Origin of the sequence: Myxococcus sp. CA023 (genome assembly GCF_010998615.1) — a bacterium.
Lineage (GTDB): Bacteria > Myxococcota > Myxococcia > Myxococcales > Myxococcaceae > Myxococcus.
This window is the reverse complement of the sequence record NZ_JAAEAH010000059.1, coordinates 21,308-37,456: the sequence shown is the minus strand read 5'-3', so window position 1 is coordinate 37,456 and position 16,149 is coordinate 21,308. Positions and strand designations below refer to the sequence as shown.

The 16,149-nt window shown below is 70.5% G+C and carries 15 protein-coding genes; 7 read left to right on the top strand and 8 right to left on the bottom strand.

Annotated features, from left to right (window positions below):
* The first annotated feature begins 54 nt into the window (after nucleotides 1–54).
* Entirely contained in the window at nucleotides 55–2,238 is a 2,184-nt protein-coding gene (locus F8M74_RS24740) for a caspase family protein (RefSeq protein WP_141255532.1), read from the top strand.
* A 27-nt stretch (nucleotides 2,239–2,265) separates the two neighbouring features.
* Here the strand turns inward: F8M74_RS24740 and F8M74_RS24735 are convergent, their stop codons facing one another.
* Nucleotides 2,266–3,039, bottom strand: coding sequence for an alpha/beta fold hydrolase (locus tag F8M74_RS24735; RefSeq protein WP_141255531.1), 774 nt, complete (start codon nucleotides 3,037–3,039; stop codon nucleotides 2,266–2,268).
* 50 nt (nucleotides 3,040–3,089) lie between these two features.
* On the opposite strand from F8M74_RS24735, the gene F8M74_RS24730 reads away from it, so the two are divergent.
* Nucleotides 3,090–3,710 (top strand): nuclear transport factor 2 family protein, encoded by a 621-nt coding sequence (locus F8M74_RS24730; protein WP_141255530.1) that lies wholly within the window; start codon nucleotides 3,090–3,092, stop codon nucleotides 3,708–3,710.
* 5 nt (nucleotides 3,711–3,715) lie between these two features.
* Here the strand turns inward: F8M74_RS24730 and F8M74_RS24725 are convergent, their stop codons facing one another.
* Nucleotides 3,716–5,053 carry an erythromycin esterase family protein gene (locus tag F8M74_RS24725; protein ID WP_228560352.1) on the bottom strand — a complete coding sequence of 446 codons (1,338 nt, stop codon included), beginning with the start codon at nucleotides 5,051–5,053 and terminating at the stop codon, nucleotides 3,716–3,718.
* A 178-nt stretch (nucleotides 5,054–5,231) separates the two neighbouring features.
* On the opposite strand from F8M74_RS24725, the gene F8M74_RS24720 reads away from it, so the two are divergent.
* Nucleotides 5,232–5,612 (top strand): hypothetical protein, encoded by a 381-nt coding sequence (locus tag F8M74_RS24720; RefSeq protein ID WP_141255528.1) that lies wholly within the window; start codon nucleotides 5,232–5,234, stop codon nucleotides 5,610–5,612.
* A 108-nt stretch (nucleotides 5,613–5,720) separates the two neighbouring features.
* On the top strand, nucleotides 5,721–7,784 hold the full coding sequence (locus F8M74_RS24715; protein WP_141255527.1) for a M6 family metalloprotease domain-containing protein: 2,064 nt from the start codon (nucleotides 5,721–5,723) through the stop codon (nucleotides 7,782–7,784).
* 53 nt (nucleotides 7,785–7,837) lie between these two features.
* Here the strand turns inward: F8M74_RS24715 and ureG are convergent, their stop codons facing one another.
* From ureG to F8M74_RS24690, 5 genes are read right to left on the bottom strand one after another with little or no spacing between them, the layout of a single operon-like run.
* Complete coding sequence (ureG, locus tag F8M74_RS24710) at nucleotides 7,838–8,572, bottom strand: urease accessory protein UreG (RefSeq protein WP_141255526.1); 735 nt, start codon at nucleotides 8,570–8,572, stop codon at nucleotides 7,838–7,840.
* Nucleotides 8,573–8,588: 16 nt separating this feature from the next.
* Nucleotides 8,589–9,251 carry an urease accessory protein UreF gene (locus F8M74_RS24705; RefSeq protein WP_141255525.1) on the bottom strand — a complete coding sequence of 221 codons (663 nt, stop codon included), beginning with the start codon at nucleotides 9,249–9,251 and terminating at the stop codon, nucleotides 8,589–8,591.
* Nucleotides 9,252–9,265: 14 nt separating this feature from the next.
* Nucleotides 9,266–10,981: an urease subunit alpha gene (gene ureC, locus F8M74_RS24700; RefSeq protein WP_141255524.1), complete on the bottom strand. Its 1,716-nt coding sequence runs from the start codon at nucleotides 10,979–10,981 to the stop codon at nucleotides 9,266–9,268.
* Nucleotides 10,978–11,748, bottom strand: coding sequence for an urease subunit gamma (gene ureA, locus F8M74_RS24695; protein WP_141255523.1), 771 nt, complete (start codon nucleotides 11,746–11,748; stop codon nucleotides 10,978–10,980). Before ureA ends, ureC begins: the two co-directional genes overlap by 4 nt.
* A 46-nt stretch (nucleotides 11,749–11,794) precedes the next feature.
* A complete protein-coding gene (locus F8M74_RS24690) occupies nucleotides 11,795–12,619 on the bottom strand; it encodes an urease accessory protein UreD (protein ID WP_141255542.1) in 825 nt (274 codons plus the stop codon).
* Nucleotides 12,620–12,797: 178 nt separating this feature from the next.
* Here F8M74_RS24690 and F8M74_RS24685 point away from each other — a divergent pair, with 178 nt between their 5' ends.
* On the top strand, nucleotides 12,798–13,889 hold the full coding sequence (locus tag F8M74_RS24685; RefSeq protein ID WP_141255522.1) for a saccharopine dehydrogenase NADP-binding domain-containing protein: 1,092 nt from the start codon (nucleotides 12,798–12,800) through the stop codon (nucleotides 13,887–13,889).
* Entirely contained in the window at nucleotides 13,889–14,551 is a 663-nt protein-coding gene (locus F8M74_RS24680) for a TetR/AcrR family transcriptional regulator (protein ID WP_141255521.1), read from the top strand. Before F8M74_RS24685 ends, F8M74_RS24680 begins: the two co-directional genes overlap by 1 nt.
* Here the strand turns inward: F8M74_RS24680 and F8M74_RS24675 are convergent.
* Nucleotides 14,546–14,920: a PilZ domain-containing protein gene (locus F8M74_RS24675; protein ID WP_228560350.1), complete on the bottom strand. Its 375-nt coding sequence runs from the start codon at nucleotides 14,918–14,920 to the stop codon at nucleotides 14,546–14,548. The genes F8M74_RS24680 and F8M74_RS24675 overlap by 6 nt on opposite strands.
* A gap of 394 nt (nucleotides 14,921–15,314) precedes the next feature.
* Between F8M74_RS24675 and F8M74_RS24670 the strand changes: the two genes are divergently transcribed.
* Nucleotides 15,315–16,133 carry a hypothetical protein gene (locus tag F8M74_RS24670; protein WP_141255519.1) on the top strand — a complete coding sequence of 273 codons (819 nt, stop codon included), beginning with the start codon at nucleotides 15,315–15,317 and terminating at the stop codon, nucleotides 16,131–16,133.
* Nucleotides 16,134–16,149 lie beyond the last annotated feature (16 nt).

Below are 16,149 nucleotides of genomic sequence, written 5' to 3'. Positions count from 1 at the left end.
CCGAGGGGACTCGCTTGAGGCCGGGCCGGGCCTGACGCGTGGGGTGGAACGCGGATGATGAGACGCACCACTGCTGGGGAATGGGGCCGCCGGTGCGGTCTGCTGGCCGCGGCCTGCCTGGGCGTGTGGGCCACGGTGTCCGCCGCGGCCACGCCGCCCCCGGCGGAAGAGCCCCCGGTGACGCTGCGCCGCTTCGCGCTGCTCGTGGGCTCCAGCGAGGGCGGTGAGGGACGCGAGCGGCTGCGCTACGCGGGCTCGGATGCGCTGGCCATGTCCCGCGTGCTGGGGGAGTTGGGCGGCGTGGCGGTGGCGGACCGCGTGCTGCTGCTGGAGGCGGACCGGAAGGGCCTGCTGGGCGCGCTGGAGCGGATGCGGGTGCTGGTGGAGGCCGCGGCCGCAGACGGCGTTCGCAGCGAGCTGGTGCTCTACTACTCGGGCCACTCGGACGCGGAGGGGCTGCTGCCGCGCGGTGAGCGGCTGACCTACGCGGCGCTGAAGCAGGGGCTGGGCGCGGTGCCCGTGGACGTGCGCATCGCGATTCTGGACTCGTGCGGCTCCGGCGCGGTGACGCGCTTCAAGGGTGGGGTGCACCGGCCGGGCTTCCTCATGGACGCGGCGTCGCAGGTGCGGGGCCACGCGTACCTCGCCTCCAGCTCCGCGGATGAAGTGGCACAGGAGTCGGACACCATTGGCGCGTCCTTCTTCACGCACTTCCTGGTGACGGGCCTGCGCGGCGCGGCGGACGCCAGCGGCGACGGCCGCGTCACCCTGCATGAGGCCTACCAGTTCGCCTTCCATGAAACGCTGGCGCGCACGGAGCGCTCGCAGGGCGGTCCGCAGCACGCGGCCTATGACATCCAGCTAGCGGGCAGCGGCGACCTGGTGCTGACGGACCTGCGCACCTCGCGCGTGCGGCTCACGGTGGCGGAGGACGTGCAGGGCCGCCTCTTCGTGCGCGACTGGGGCAACCAGCTGGTCGCGGAGCTGCAGAAGCCCGCGGGTCGGCGCCTGGCGCTGGGGCTGGAGGCGGGGCGCTATCAGGTCGTGCTGGAGCGCCCCTCGCAGCGGTTCGAGGCGGAGTTGACGGTGTCGCCGAAGGGGGGCTCGGAGCTGCGCGCCGAGCACTTCGTTCCCATGACACTCACGCGCACGGCGGCGCGAGGCGGGACGGACATGCGGGCCGAGGCCCTGTCCACCGGCGAGCCGGTCGTCCTCGGCGACATGCCCTCCGTGCCCTTCAACCTGTCGCTGGTGCCGCCGCTGGCCACCACCTCGCTGTGGGGAGGCAGCGGGCGCAACCACCTGGCGCTGGGCGTGCTGGGCGTGCGCTCGATGCAGCTTCAGGGGTTGGGCGTGTCCGCCGGCGTGGGGTGGGTGGACGGGACGGTGGAGGGGTTCCAGGTGTCGGGCGTGGCGAACGTGGCGGGCGGGGAGATTTTCGGTCTCCAGACGGCGTTCGGCGGCAACCTCGCCTTCGGTGGCGGGACAGGCGGGCAGGTGTCCGCCGTCTTCAACATGGCCGAGCGGGACTTCACGGGCTTCCAGGTGAGCACCACGGCGAACCGCGCGGCGGCGCGCCTCCGTGGCGTGCAGGCGGCCGTGGGCATCAACCTGGCGGAGCGGCTCGCGGGCGCACAGGTGGGCCTCATCAACATCTCCGGGGACGTCGCGGGCGCGCAGGTGGGCCTCATCAACGTGGCGGCCGAGGTGCGCGGCGTGCAGCTGGGGTTCATCAACATCGCGGATGACGTGTCGGTGCCCATCGGCTTCTTGAGCATCGTGCGCAAGGGGCGCTTCGTGCTGGAGCTCTCCGCCGACGACGTCATGCCCCTGTCGGTGGGCATCAAGTATGGGAGCCGGACAGTCTATGTGCTGGCCACCACGGGCGTGGGGATTGGCGAGGACTCGCTGCGGACCTTCCTCAACATGGGCCTGGGCGTGCACGTCCCGCTGGATGCGGCGGACCGCTACTCGCTGGACGTGGACCTGTCGTACGGCAGCTGGCAGCCGAACTTCTATGGCTCGGGGCCCAAGAACACGCTGTTCCGGATGCGCGCCACGCTGGGGTGGGAGCTCAAGCGGCGCTTCGCGCTCTTCGGCGGTGTGTCCCTCAACGCGTACGACCCGTCCTCCCAGGACGAGGACCGCGACGTGAGCTGGCTGCCGCAATGGAAGCTGGGCCGCGGCCCCGGCGGCGTCCGGATGTGGCCCGGCCTGCTGCTGGGCGTGCGCATCTGAGGCGCATCCTCCAAGTTCAGCAGTAGTTCAGCGCAGCCAGGCCAACACCGCCTGCGGCGCGTCCACGTGGACGAAGTGCCCGGCCTCCGGCAGCGTCTCCACCGGGCAGCCCGCGGCCACCAGGCGCTCCACGTCCGCGTCGCTCACATACTTCGAGCGGCCACCCCGGAGGCAGCGCATCGGCGGCCCGTCCTTGCGCTCCACCGCTGTCCACAGGTCCGTGTCATTCACGCGCGAGTGCAGGCCCGCCAGCCCCTGCCGGTCGAAGCGCCAGCGTACGCCGCGCTCCTCCGTCACCAGGTTCATCAGCAGCCAGTCCGCCAGCGGCTCCGACAAGCCGCGGCCCGTGAGCTCCGCGCGCATCGCACGGCGGTTCTCCGCCTGGGCCGGTGCCTGGAGCAGGATGCCCAGCACCTTGCCACTCTCCGACAAGTCTCCCGGGACGGGCCCCGGGGCGATGTCCAGCAACGACACGCTCCGGACGGCCTCCGGGACATTGAGGCTCGCCGCGAGCGTCACCCTCCCTCCCAGCGAATGCCCCACCCAGTCGAACGGACCCTGGAACCCCTGCGCACGCGCCGTGTCCACCACGTCCCGGGCCATGCTGTAGAGGTCCGAGTTCGCCGGCAGGGCAGGGGACGTCCCATGCCCGGTGAGGTCCGGCAGGAGGATGCGCCGGCTCGGGTCCGCGGCGCTCCACGCCGTCGCCAGTGAGCGCAGATTGCGCCCCGTGCCCAGGAAGCCGTGCAGCATCACCGTGGGCACATCGCCCTCACCCACCAGGAAACTCTCGAGGACCATGCGATTCGTGCCTTTCTCTCCACCCCGTGCGCCTTGACGCGGGGCGGGCCGTGCCGCTTCATACCTTGAACGCCTTGCCTGACGAGGTCTTCCGCGTGCCTACCGTTTCCTTGCTGCTCTTCGTGCTCGCCTCCGCTCCCGCGAACACGGCCCCCGCCGACCCGAAGGCAGCCATCACCGCCGTGCTGGATGACTGGCACCAGGCCGCCGCCGCCGCGGACGAGGCGCGCTACTTCGGCCACTTCACCGACGACGCGGTGTACCTGGGAACCGACGCAACCGAGCGTTGGACCCGTGACGAATTCCGCGCCTGGGCGAAGCCGTACTTCTCCAAGGGCGAGGCCTGGAACTTCAAGGCGACGTCACGCCACATCTTCTTCTCGAAGGACGGCGCGGTGGCCTGGTTCGACGAGGCGTTGGATACGCCCAACCTGGGCCCCAGCCGCGGCAGCGGCGTGCTGGTGAAGGACGCCGGCACCTGGAAGATTGCCCAGTACAACCTCTCCATCCCCATCCCCAACGACGTGCTGCCGGAGGTGAAGCGGCGCATCGAGCGGCACCTGGTGCGGAGCCAGAAGCCGCCGAAGTCGACCACCGGCAGGCCGCCGGCGAAGGTGCCCGCGCCGCAGACGCCGCCCATCAAGGAGTGGGCGCCCGCTCAGGCGAACTAGCCTCCTCACAATCCGAACGGATACGTGTCGGGCGCGTCCTCCACTTCGTGCCCGGCATCCGTGTCCAACGGACGCAGCGCCCGCGTCTCGTCGTAGTGCAGCACCGCGTCGAACTGCGCGGGCAGGTTCGCGTGGAAGTAGTGGCTCCACCGCTCGGTGCGCGGCGCGTACACCACGCCGATGGCACGCTCCAGGCGGCGCTCGTGCAGGCCGCCCGCCGCTTCGCCCAGCTCGGCCATGCGCAGCAGGAACGCGGGCATGCCCACGTCGTGGAACAGGCGCTCGTAGCTGCCGGACATGGCGGGCTGGATGCGGCGTCGCAGGCCGGGCTCGCCCCATTCGTGCGCGGCGATGACCACGCCTGTGTACGTGGTGAAGCCCACGTTGTATGTGGCCGCGCCGTGCCGCTCGCGCAGGAGTTGGCCCACGTTGAGCTCTCCCTGGTCACCCAGCTGCGTGGCGCGGGCATCACCCAGGTGGGAGTTGTGCGCCCAGATGACCAACCGGGCCGGTGGACCGCTGCGTGACAGGTGCGCCGCGAGCGCGTCCACCGTGTCCGCCATGTGCGTGTCACGCAGGTTCCAGCCTTCGTGCTGGCCCGCATACACGGCGCGGTAGTACGCCTCCGCGTTGGCGACGAGCCGGGCGTTCTGCTCGGCGTGGAAGCGGGCGTCCGCGCCCTCGGGCCCTCGAGTCCTCCGCCGCTGCAGCTCCACGAACTGGGCCCAGACCTGCTCCTCGCACGAGTCCGCCTGCCCCGACGTGGTGGACTGGCCATAGACGTGGGGCTCGGGGCCGAAGTGGTCGAAGCAGGCGTAGCGCTCGCGGGCTCGCTGTGCGGCGTCCGGGTCCACCGTGTCCAACCAGGCCACCACCTCCCGCATGGAGTCGTGAAGGCTGTACAGGTCCATGCCGTAGAAGCCCGCTCGCTGCTCCGGAGGCACCGTGGCGTTGTGGGCACGCATCCAGGTGACCAACTCCTCCATCTCCCGGTTGCGCCACATCCACCGCGGGAATCGCTGGAAGTTGCCCAGGGCGCCAGCGGCCGTCGTGTCCTGCCCGTTACCCCGCACGAACGTGTCGACGCGCAGGGCGGTCGGCCAGTCGGCCTCCACCACCAGCGCGCGGAAACCCTGCTCGGCGATGAGGCGGCGGGTGAGGGTGGCGCGTGCCTGGTAGAACTCGTGTGTCCCGTGTGTGGCCTCGCCTAGCAGGACGAACCGCGCATCACCGATACTCTCGATGAGCGGGTCCAGGTCCGAAGCGCGGCCCGACACGGGGAGCGCGGCGGCTCGGATGCCCTCCAGCAGGGCGGCCGACACCTCCGGGGCGTCCTCCTCCATTGAACCCATGCCTCACAAGGTGGGGCGGACCTGGCGGAGTGCCCATCGTGCCTTTCCCTCAGCCCGGAGGGCGGACGGGAAGGCGCCCCCTCCGTTGCATTCACGGGGCCGCGTGCCAGCGCCCCATCGGGTCCCCAGCCTTCGCCAGGCATCGCAGTCCAGCTAGGCTCCCGCCTTCATGACTGGCCACGACGACATCACGGGGTGGATTGCCTGGGCGGGCGGATTCGTCGCCGCCATGTCGCTCGTCATCGTCATCGTGCGACTGGCGCGCCGGAAGCGTAGGCGCATCTGGACGCACGGGCAGCGCGCATGGGCCCGGCTGGTGAAAGCGGAGGCCGGCGTCCTGGACCGCAACCGCCAGCGCACCACTGTGATGACGTTTCAGGTCGACGGCGTGGACGGCGGAGCGCCCTGGATGCTGGTGCAGCAGCGGACCCTGAGCCCCGAGCACGGCCACCTGCTCGCGCCAGGAACGGAGCTGGAGGTGATCTACCTCCCAGAGTCTCAATACTCGGCCGTCGTCATTCCGAGGTTCGACGGTGAGGATTGGGAGTAATCCGCCCCCCGGCTCCCTGGCTTCGTCGGAGATGCATTGCGCGAGTGAATCGCTCCGGGCACAAGGCGCGCGGCGACCCGTTCCGGGCCGCCGTTCTCCGGAGGGGAAATGTCCCGCACGTGGAGCATGGTATCGGCCGTGTGGCTCGCGGCCTGTAGCGCGCAGGTTTCCGACGTAGATGAAGCGCAGGACGGGTCGCCACCACATGAAACGGTGAGCCGTCAGGAGTCATGGGAGGGGGAGCTGGAGGTCGTGGTGGTGGACCCGCCTTCGCCCGCCGCGTCGTGGGAAGAGTACTTCGTGAAGCAGGGGAACCAGCTCCGCCAGGTGCGCTTCGAACACGGCGCGCCGCCGGGACTTCGCAGCGGGCTCCAGGTGAAGGTGCGTGGGCGCGAGCAGGGCGGCCAGCTCATCGCCCAGGGCGTGGACGTGGACACCCATGCCGCGTCGTCGCTGAGCACGGCGAGCGCGTGTGGCGTCAGCGGCGTGCAGCGCAGCCTGGTCATCATGACGGAGTTCCCCGGCATGGCCCGGCCCGGCCTCACCCCGCAGGCGGTCCACGACGTGTTCTTCTCCACGACGCGCCGTTCGCTGGCGGATTACTGGAGCGAGGTGTCCGAGGGCCGCACCACCACCACGGGCGACGTGGTGAGCTGGTACACGCTGGACCGCGCCTATTCGTGCAGTGAAGGCGCGGCCATGCGTGAGGCCGCGGTGCGGGCGGCGGATGCGGACGTGGACTTCACGCAGTACGACCGCATCTTCATTGTCCACCCACGGCCGCAGGCGGGCTGTTCCTACGCCGGTCAGGCCACGGTGTCCTGTGGGCAGGTGCAGACGGCGGACGGTACCGTGACGGCCTCCACTTCGTGGCTCGTGGCGGAGTCCATGATGGTCCACGACAGTGCCGTGGAGTTGGTGACGCACGAGGCGGGGCACAACCTCACGTTGGGCCATGCGAGCTCGCGCGACTTCGGCGCGGAGGCCCTGGGCCTGCCGGGGGCGACGGGTGTCATCGACGAGTACGGGGATGTCTTCTCGACGATGGGACGGTGGAACCTGGGCCACTACGCGGCGCCGCAGAAGGCACGCATTGGCTGGCTGGACGCGTCCGCCGTGGCCGAAGTGGACGGCGTGGACGGCACCTTCACCCTCGCGCCCGTGGTCGCGTCGGGCGGGCTGAAGGCGCTCAAGGTGCGGCGGCGGCCTGGGGGCAATGACTGGCTGTGGTTGGAGTACCGCCAGCCCGTGGGGGGCTATGATGCGACGCTGGCGCCGCAGGTGTTCGGCGGCGCGCTCGTGCACTACGCGGATGCGACGACGCAGAGTGGCTCGCACCTGCTCGACTTCACGCCGCAGACGGCGTCGTGGACCGACCCGGCCCTGCTTCCGGGCACGACGTGGGACGACCCCTACAGCACCCTCTCCGTGACAGTGGACGCCGCGACGTCCGCGGGCCTCGTCGTGAGCATCGCGCACCGTCAATCCGCGTGCGTCCGCGCACCCCATGAGGTGCAGGTGACGTCCTTCGCCGCTACGTCCTGGCCCGGAGGCCGGCCGGAGTTCGAGGTCGTTCTCGTCAACCACGACTCGCCCGCGTGTTCTCCGTCCACCTTCCAGCTCGCCGCCATCCTTCCGCAGGGTTGGGGCTCCGACCGTCTGCCCGCGCAAGTCACTGTCGCCGCGTCCGCCTCGCTGTCATTGGGCCTCCAGGCGTACACGCCCTACAGCGTGGCGCTGGGGACGTACGCCGTGGGCCTGGCCGCCACGCGAGACGGCCATACGGTGCAGGGCACGGCGGACATCGACATCGTCGAGCGTTGTGTCCCCGCGCCGCCCACGGTGAGCCTGTCCCCGCAGACGGTGACGGCGGCGCCGGGCACGGACGTCACGTGGACGGTGGCCGTGACGAACAACGATGCCGGTGGCTGTGATTGGGTCTGGTACGACTTCTATTCCAGCCTGCCCTCGGGTTGGGACACCGCCTTCTCCGACTGGGGTGTGAATCTGCCCCCAGGTGGTGCCTTCACCTTCACGATGACCAAGTCCATTCCGCCGAGCGCACGTGGCGCCCATACGGTGGACCTGGACATCTTCAAGGATGACTACGGCCTCGTGTGGCACGGCACGACCACCGTGAATGTGGTCGAGCCACTGACGCGCTCAAGGTGATGTTGCGAGTCCGCTCGCGGCGGCTCATCACCGGCGCGAGCGGACGTGTGACTTCAGGATGCCCGGGCGCCAGTGCGCTGCCGCCACGCGCCGAGGATGTGCTCGGCCACTGCGTCCACGCCCACGTCCTTGGTGACCTGGGTGAAGATGAAGGGGCCTTCGCCGCGCATCTTCCGGGAGTCACGGTCCATGACCCCCAGGTCCGCGCCGACATACGGCGCCAGGTCCGTCTTGTTGATGACCAGCAGGTCGGACTGGGTGATGCCAGGGCCGCCCTTGCGCGGCACCTTGTCCCCGCCGGCCACGTCGATGACGTAGACGGTGTAGTCCGCCAGCTCGCGGCTGTACTGCGCCGCCAGGTTGTCGCCGCCGCTCTCGACGATGAGCAGCTCTGGCGCCAGCGCCTCCATCAATTGTTCCAGCGCCAGCAGGTTGTGGCTGATGTCCTCGCGGATGGCCGCGTGGGGGCAGCCGCCCGTCTCCACCGCCTTGATGCGCTCCGGGGACAGCGCCTGGTTGCGGACGAGGAACTCCGCGTCCTCCTGGGTGAAGATGTCGTTGGTGACGACACCCAGGCGGTGGCGTTCGCGCAGCTTGCGGCACAGCGCCAACACCAGCGCCGTCTTCCCGCTGCCCACCGGCCCGCCAATGCCAACCGTGAAGGCGCGTGCCTTGTAGTCGCGCCGCTGAGGCTCCTCGCGCTCGTGGTAGTGGCCCGGGTGGTCCCACTCCTCGTGCTCGTGGTCATGGTCGTCGTCGTGTCCGTGGCCGCGGTGGTCGTCGTGCATGTGCGCTTCACCTCACTCAGGACTGGAACAGCCTGGAATAGAGCCGGTCGTGCGTGGCGCCGAACAGGTCGAGCAGGGGAGACGGCTGTGCCAGCGCCTCCACCCCCAGCCCCGCGCACTGCGCCAGCACTTCGTCCAGCAGGGGCGTGGCCTGATGCTGGAGTTGGTGGGATTCGTGCGTGCCCGCGATGCCCAGCCGCACCGCCGCGGACAGCGCGCCCCTCAAGGAGAGGGACAGGAAGAGCTGCTGCGCGTCCTCCAGCGACACGTCCAACGCGTGCAGCACCGCGCCGAACACGGGCGCATGGTGGAAGCGCAGCCCGGCGGCGCGGGCCGCCTCGCGCACCGGTGTCACCGGCCGGGGAAAGATGCGCGCACAGGTGTCCAGGAAGGCCCGGCCCTGCGTGCGGCTGGCGCGGTTGGCCACGTGGCTGGAGAGGAACGCCTCCGCGCGCGCGTCCAGCGCGGGCAGCGACGTGGGCTCACGGTGCGCGGCGCTCAAGAGCGGCAGCGCGCCATGGCCCGTCTGCCACAGCAAGTCCCGGATGAAGCGCCGCAGCTCCGCGGGGCCTCGCACCTCGCCCAGTTGCACCGCGGCCTCCAGCCCTCCGGAGTGCGCGAAGCCTCCGGTGGGAAAACCGGAGTCCGCCAACTGGAGCACCCGCCACGTCGCGCCCATGCCTCACGCCCCTCTCAGAACAGCGAGTAGAGCTGGGCCAGGGGCAGGCGCTTCGCGGGCTCACCGCGAAGCAGCTCGCCATCCGCGCGGACCTCGTAGGTCTCCGGGTCCACGGTGAGGGTGGGCCTCGTGTCGTTGAGTTTCATGTCCTTCTTGCCCAGGTTGCGGCAGCCACTGACGGCGACCAGCCGCTTGGTGAGCCCCAGGTCCTTCACCGTGCCCTCGGCGAAGGCGCGGCCGGAGATGAAGGCCACGCTGGTGGCGCCCAGCGCCCGGCCTCGAGCGCCGAACATCGGCCGCATCATGTAGGGCTGCGGCGTGGGGATGGAGGCGTTGGCGTCCCCCATCTGCGCCCAGGCGATGAAGCCGCCCTTCACCACCAACTCCGGTTTGATGCCGAAGAAGGCCGGTTTCCACAGCACCAGGTCCGCCAGCTTGCCCACCTCCACCGAGCCCACCTCGTGGGACATGCCGTGGGCGATGGCGGGGTTGATGGTGTACTTCGCCACGTAGCGGCGGATGCGGAGGTTGTCGTTGTCGCCGCGCTCCTCTGGCAACCGGCCGCGCTGCTCGCGCATCTTGTGCGCCGTCTGCCACGTCCGGCAGATGACTTCGCCCACGCGGCCCATGGCCTGGCTGTCGGAGGCCATGATGCTGATGGCGCCCATGTCGTGGAGGATGTCCTCCGCGGCGATGGTTTCTCCCCGGATGCGGCTCTCCGCGAAGGCCACGTCCTCGGGAATCTCCGGGTCCAGGTGGTGACACACCATGAGCATGTCCAGATGCTCATCCAGCGTGTTCACCGTGTACGGGCGCGTGGGGTTCGTGGAGCTGGGCAGCACGTTGGGCTCGCCGCACACGCGGATGATGTCCGGAGCATGCCCGCCGCCCGCGCCCTCGGAGTGGTACGTATGGATGGTGCGGCCCTTGAACGCGGCCAGCGAGTCATCCACGTAGCCGGACTCATTCAGCGTGTCCGTGTGGATGGTGACCTGGATGTCCTCGCCCTCGGCCAGGGTGAGGCAGGTGTCGATGGCGGCCGGTGTGGTGCCCCAGTCCTCGTGCAGCTTCAGCCCGATGGCGCCCGCGCGAATCTGCTCCACCAGTCCCTGGGGCAGGGACGTGTTGCCCTTGCCGGTGAGACCGATGTTGAGCGGAATCGTGTCCGTGGCCTCCAGCATTCGCTGGAGGTTCCACGCGCCCGGCGTGCAGGTGGTGGCCTTGGTGCCCGTGGCGGGCCCGGTGCCGCCGCCCACCCAGGTGGTGACGCCGCTGGCCAGCGCTTCGTCCGCCTGCTGGGGACAAATGAAATGGATGTGCGTGTCCAGCGCGCCCGCGGTGACGAGGAGGCCTTCGCCGGCAATGGCTTCCGTGGTGACGCCCACCACCATGCCCGGTGTCACGCCCGCCATGACGTCCGGGTTGCCCGCCTTGCCGATGCCGGCGATGCGGCCGCCCTTGATGCCGATGTCCGCCTTGTAGATGCCCGTCCAGTCGAGGATGAGCGCGTTGGTGATGACGCAGTCGAGCGCGTCCGCGTCCCCCACGCCGGCCTGCTGGCCCATGCCCTCGCGCAGCACCTTGCCACCGCCGAACTTGCACTCGTCGCCGTAGACGGTGGCGTCGCGCTCCACCTCCGCCCAGAGCTCCGTGTCCCCCAGCCGCACCCGGTCTCCCGTGGTGGGGCCGAACATGTCCGCGTAGTGGCGGCGGTCCATCTTCCGGCTCATCCGCGCTCCTCCTCGTGACCGAAGCCCTGGGCGCGCACCGCGTCCAGCGCGCGCTCGCGGCCCTCCGGTGTCACCTTGCCGCTGCCCAGCGCGTTGCCGCCGCGCACCACCGCGTCACCAGCGATGGCGACCAGTGGCACCGTCTTGCGCTCACCCGGCTCGAAGCGCACCGCGGTGCCCGCGGGGATGTTCAGCCGGCGGCCGTAGGCCCGGGCCCGGTCGAACACCAGCGCGCGGTTTGTTTCGAAGAAGTGGTAGTGGCTGCCCACCTGGATGGGCCGGTCACCCCGGTGGGTGACGCTGACGGTGACGGTGTCTCGCCCGTCGTTGAGGATGACGTCGCCCGGCTGCACGCGCACTTCGCCGGGACGCCCTTCCTCCGTTCGCGCCGCCGCGCTGAAGCGCTCCAGCGGAGGAACGGGGAGGAAGCTGCCGTACAGTGCGAGCTCCAGGTTGCCGTGCTCGGCTACCACGGGGTGGTGCACCGTCACCAGCTTGGATCCGTCCGGGAAGGTGCCCTCCACCTGCACCTCCGCCAGCATCTCCGGCACGCCGTCCATCACCTGCGCGCGTCCGAGTAGCTGACGCCCCAGGTCCATCAGCTCGGCCACGCCGCGGCCGTCGCGGATGAACTCCAGGAGCTGCGTGGCGATGAGCGCCACCGCCTCCGGATAGTTCAGCCGCACCCCGCGCGCGAGGCGCTTCTGGGCGAGGAAGCCAGCTTGATGCAGCAGCAGCTTGTCGACATCGCGAGGGGAGAGGTGCACCCCGCCAGCCTAGAGCGTCGCGTCAATGGCTTCCAAGGCGGCCCCGTCAGACGCGGCGAGCCCAGGGGTCATCGCCCAACAGCGCCGGGAGGAAGGACAGCCACGCGTGTGTGGTGTGCAACATCGCCTCCACGGAGACGGCCGCGGCCCGGAGGAGCAGGCCGTCCTCGCCCAGGGGGCTGGCCGTGGGTACGAGCTCCGCGCGCGACGTCACTGGCAGCGCGGCGAGCTGGGCGGAGAGGGGCCCACGGGCCTCCGCGAGCTTGGGGCCCACCAGCAGCACGGTGGCCAATGCGTTGAAGCGGCCCAGGCGCTCGGGCAGCGCGCCGTGCCGTGGGTCCAAGAGCCAGCGCTCGTCCACGAGCGCACGGCCGCCGACGGAGACGCGCAGGGTGGAGTCGTAGTGGGCGAATGCCCACCGTTCACCACTGGCGCTGCGGCCGGAGGTGATGACGTCCGCGAGCACCAGCGAGGCGCCGGGCGCGAGCCGCACGTCCAGCGTCTGGGCATACCGGGCACCGGCGAAGCACGCGGTGGGGTCCGGGACGAAGGCCAGCAGCGCGCCTTCCTCCACGCGGGCGACCATGTCGTTCCGGCACCCCCGGGGCGAGCGGTAGACGCGGTTGGCACCCTGGCTGGCCAGCAGCGCCGTGGCACCCGCGGCCACGTCTACCTCCAGGGAGACCTGGTCGCCGTCCACCAGGCCTCCTCCGAAGGAGCTGGTGTAGGCCCAGGCCGCGTGGCCGTGGTTCCGGGGCGTGAGCAGCCGCAGCGGACTGTGCGCCAACGCGGTGCGCACGATGGTGCGTGGACCGGCGCGTTCGAAGGCGAGCCGCGCGCGCCCGGCCCTCTGGGGTTCAGCCACCGCCATCTGCTCGGGCGCCCTCACGGGGGCAAGCCTGCGGCAGATAGGGCCGGAGCACAACGCCAGGGACGTGGGCCACCCCCGGCCGCGCGGCCAGGACGATTGTCGTGAAAATATAGGTCACATGACCTAATTAAGGCTCCAAGCGGCGTGGATGACCCACGCCGGGTGGGTGGAGCGCGCAATGGTGGCTGAGGACAGTGTCGTTCTGGTGGGGGGCTACGGCGTGGTGGGGACGTGGCTCGCGCAGTTGTTGCGGGAGCGGCATCCGGACCTTCCGCTGGTCATCGCTGGCCGCCGCCGCGAGCCCGCGGAGGTGTTGGCCCGGCGGCTGGGGAACGCGGAAGCCGCGGTGCTGGATGTGACGGCGCCTGACCCGCTGGCGTGCCTGTCCGGACGGCCCAGGGCCGTGGTGTCGCTGGTCAATGACCCGGACGATGCGGTGCTGCGCTCGGCGGTCCGGGAAGGCGTGGCGGTGCTCGACATCACCCGCTGGACGTCGCGTGTGAAGTCGGCGGTGCTGCGGCTGTCGGGGACGCCCCCACGGGCACCCGTCCTGCTCAGCTCCGCGTGGATGGCGGGACTGGTGCCCAGGCTCGTCGCGGGCGCGTCGGAGCGGGTGGGAGGCGCCGAGCGCGTCGACGTGGGCATCCGCTTCGCCCTGGCGGACCAGGCGGGTCCGGACTCGGTGGAGTACATGGACCGGCTGGGGATGGCCTTCGACATCACGGAGGGCGGGAAGGAACGGCAGGTGTTGCCGCTGACGGATGGCCGCCGGGTGATGTTCCCGGATGGGCGGCCCACGCGTGTCTTCCGGCTCGACACGCCCGAGCAGGCCACGCTGCCGCTGGTGCTGGGCGCGCGCACGGTGTCGACGCGGCTGGGGTTCGATTCGGGCACCGTCACCTGGATGCTCGCGGCGCTCCAGCAGGTGGGGTTGCTCCGGCTGCTCCAGCATCCCCGCCTGACGTCCGTGCGGCGCGCGCTGATGGCCAGCAGCGGCACGGGCGGTGAGGCGGCGTGGGTGGCGGACGTGGAGGGCCCTCGCGGAGCGCTGCGCATCGAGGTGGTGGACCCGAAGGGACAGGCCCACCTCACGGCCGTGGGCGCGGTGTTGGGGACGGAGCGCTTGCTGGGATGGGATGGCGCGCCGCCTCCCGCCGCGGGCGTGTGGTTCCCGGAGCACGACGCGCGTCCGGAGCAGGCCCTGGCGGCGCTGCGCGGGTGCGGCGTCCAGGTCCGGTTCGAGGAACAACCGCGCCGGGAGGCGGCCTGATGCCACGCACCACGCGGGGGAAGCTGCCGTCGTCGAAGCCTCGCGAGGGGACCGCCGTCCACGCCAAGGGGACCGAGCGCGTGGCGTCCATCCTCGATGCGGCCACCGACACACTGGTGGAGGAGGGCCATTCGGGGCTCACGCTGCGCCGGGTGGCTCAGCGGGCGGGGCTCAGCGTGGGCAACCTCCAGTACTACTTCCCCGCGAAGCAGGACGTGGTGCGGGCGCTGCTCGCGCGCTACCTGGAAGCCGCCAGCCAACGGGTGCATGCGCGGGTGGAGGAAGGCGGCCGTGCGCCGGTGGAGCGGCTTCGTCGCGCGGTGGAGGCCCTGCTGGAGGACCAGGAGTCACCGCGCCATTGCCAGCTCTTCGCGGAGCTGTGGGCGCTCGCCGCACGGGATGAGATGGTCGCGGACGCGCTCGCTGTCTTCTATGCGGGCTTCCGGGCGGGCGTCGTGGCGCTGCTGCGTGAACTGGCGCCCGGGCTCAGCCCGTCACGCCTGGAGCGTCGCGCGGCGCTGGTGGTCGCATTCCTGGAGGGGCTGTCACTCTTCAGAGGCGGAGGTGCGCTCCGGAGGGCGTCGGTGCCGGGGTTGGAGCAGGAGCTGCGGGCCGTGCTGGAGGAAGCCCTGGCGGGCGTCCCCGCCGCCGGGAAGCTATGAGCCGCTCGGGCCGCCCTCGTCATCCACGACGAGCACCGACTTGAGCTTGTCCATGGCCAGCGGCGGTACGTCCGTGAAGGCCAGGCCGACTTCAAAGCGCGCCACCGCGTCCTTGGGAAGCTTGCGCGTCCAGGCCACACGCGCTTTGCACTCCAGCGAAGTGCCGTCGCGCAGGAACAGGTCCAGCTCCAACTCGGAGTCCTGGGTGTACTGTTCGTCGGAGTAGATGCGGATGCCCCCCAGGCTGGCGTCCAGCACCTGCTGCTTGTCCACGCGCCTCAGTCGTGCGGGCCGGGCATAGAGCGGCGCCTCGAGCCGAGGAAAGCGACGACGATCCGTGGGGGATTCATTCACGCTGGCGCTGTTCATGTTCCAGCCTTCTCCGGGGGGAAGTCCGGCCGGGCTCCCGGGCGACTGTGGCGAAGCATAGGGGATATGACGGGTTGGTACGAAATCCCAGGACCCAGCCAGCCCGCAGCGCACACACCCGACAGGTGTCTCGTTGGACCCGTGCCCAGGGCATCATGAAGCCGCATGAAAGGTGCTCCTTGGCTGCCTGGCGGGTGTAACAGGGCTCGCCACAGGAGCCGGGTTTCTGTGACGCCGCGCGCTACGTCACGTGCTCGTGAGCGGGGTGGCCGGTGAGCCCGCACCGAGCGACGGCGCCGTCCGCCACGCGCTGGCGCGCTGGGTGCAAACGCGGCTTCTGGGTCTTCACCGGAGACCCGGCAGTCGTCATCCCCCAACGAGAGGTTTTTCATCCATGAGCATCAAGCTGACGGGCCGCCTGATGGCGGCAGCACTCCTGAGTCTGACGGCCGCGGGTTGCCAGGGCGAGGAGTCGCAGACGGCCGAGGCTGACGCGCTTTCGGCCCAGGAAGCGCCCGTGAAGCAGCAGTGCGTTGAGACCTTCGCCGGCATCACGAACTGCGCCACGGGCAATGCGAAGCTCGCGCGCACGGAGAAGGGCCTCAACGTCACCGGCCTGGCGAAGGCCACCAACGACGGCGTCTCCAGCAACTTCGCCGCCGCGACGCAGTGGGAGCAGAAGGCCGTCTTCCAGGACCTGGCCAAGGCCGGACAGGGCTTCGCCCTGGCGGCGCGTGATGGCGACCAGGTGGTCAGCACCATCCAGGTCGGCATCGGCCGTGAGCCGGGCCAGGTGACGTTCCAGCCGCAGTTCACCGGCACGCCGGGCGGTTCGACCTACAGCGTGTACGTGTACAACGGCGGTCAGTTTCAGGGCCGGCACATCAACCGCGGCCTCTGGTTCCCGATGGATGCGTCCTGGTACGACATCCACATCGGTTTCACGCCCATCCACACGGGCTTCCGCAACCACATGACCTTCGGGTTCAATGCCCCCATCCCCACGGGCGCCTGCGTGTGGTCCTTCCGCAGCGCGACGCCGGGAGCTTTCACGTTCAACTTCGACGGCCGCGAGGTCAGCGGTGACCACGTCGAGTTCGTCGAGGAGCTGGGCGATGGCCACTACCCGTACACCAGCTTCTCGGCCATCGACCTGACGGCCGCCGCGAGCGCGCTGACCATCCACAGCGAGTCCATCATCCGCGGCAAGTAGTCCGCGGTCCGAAGCA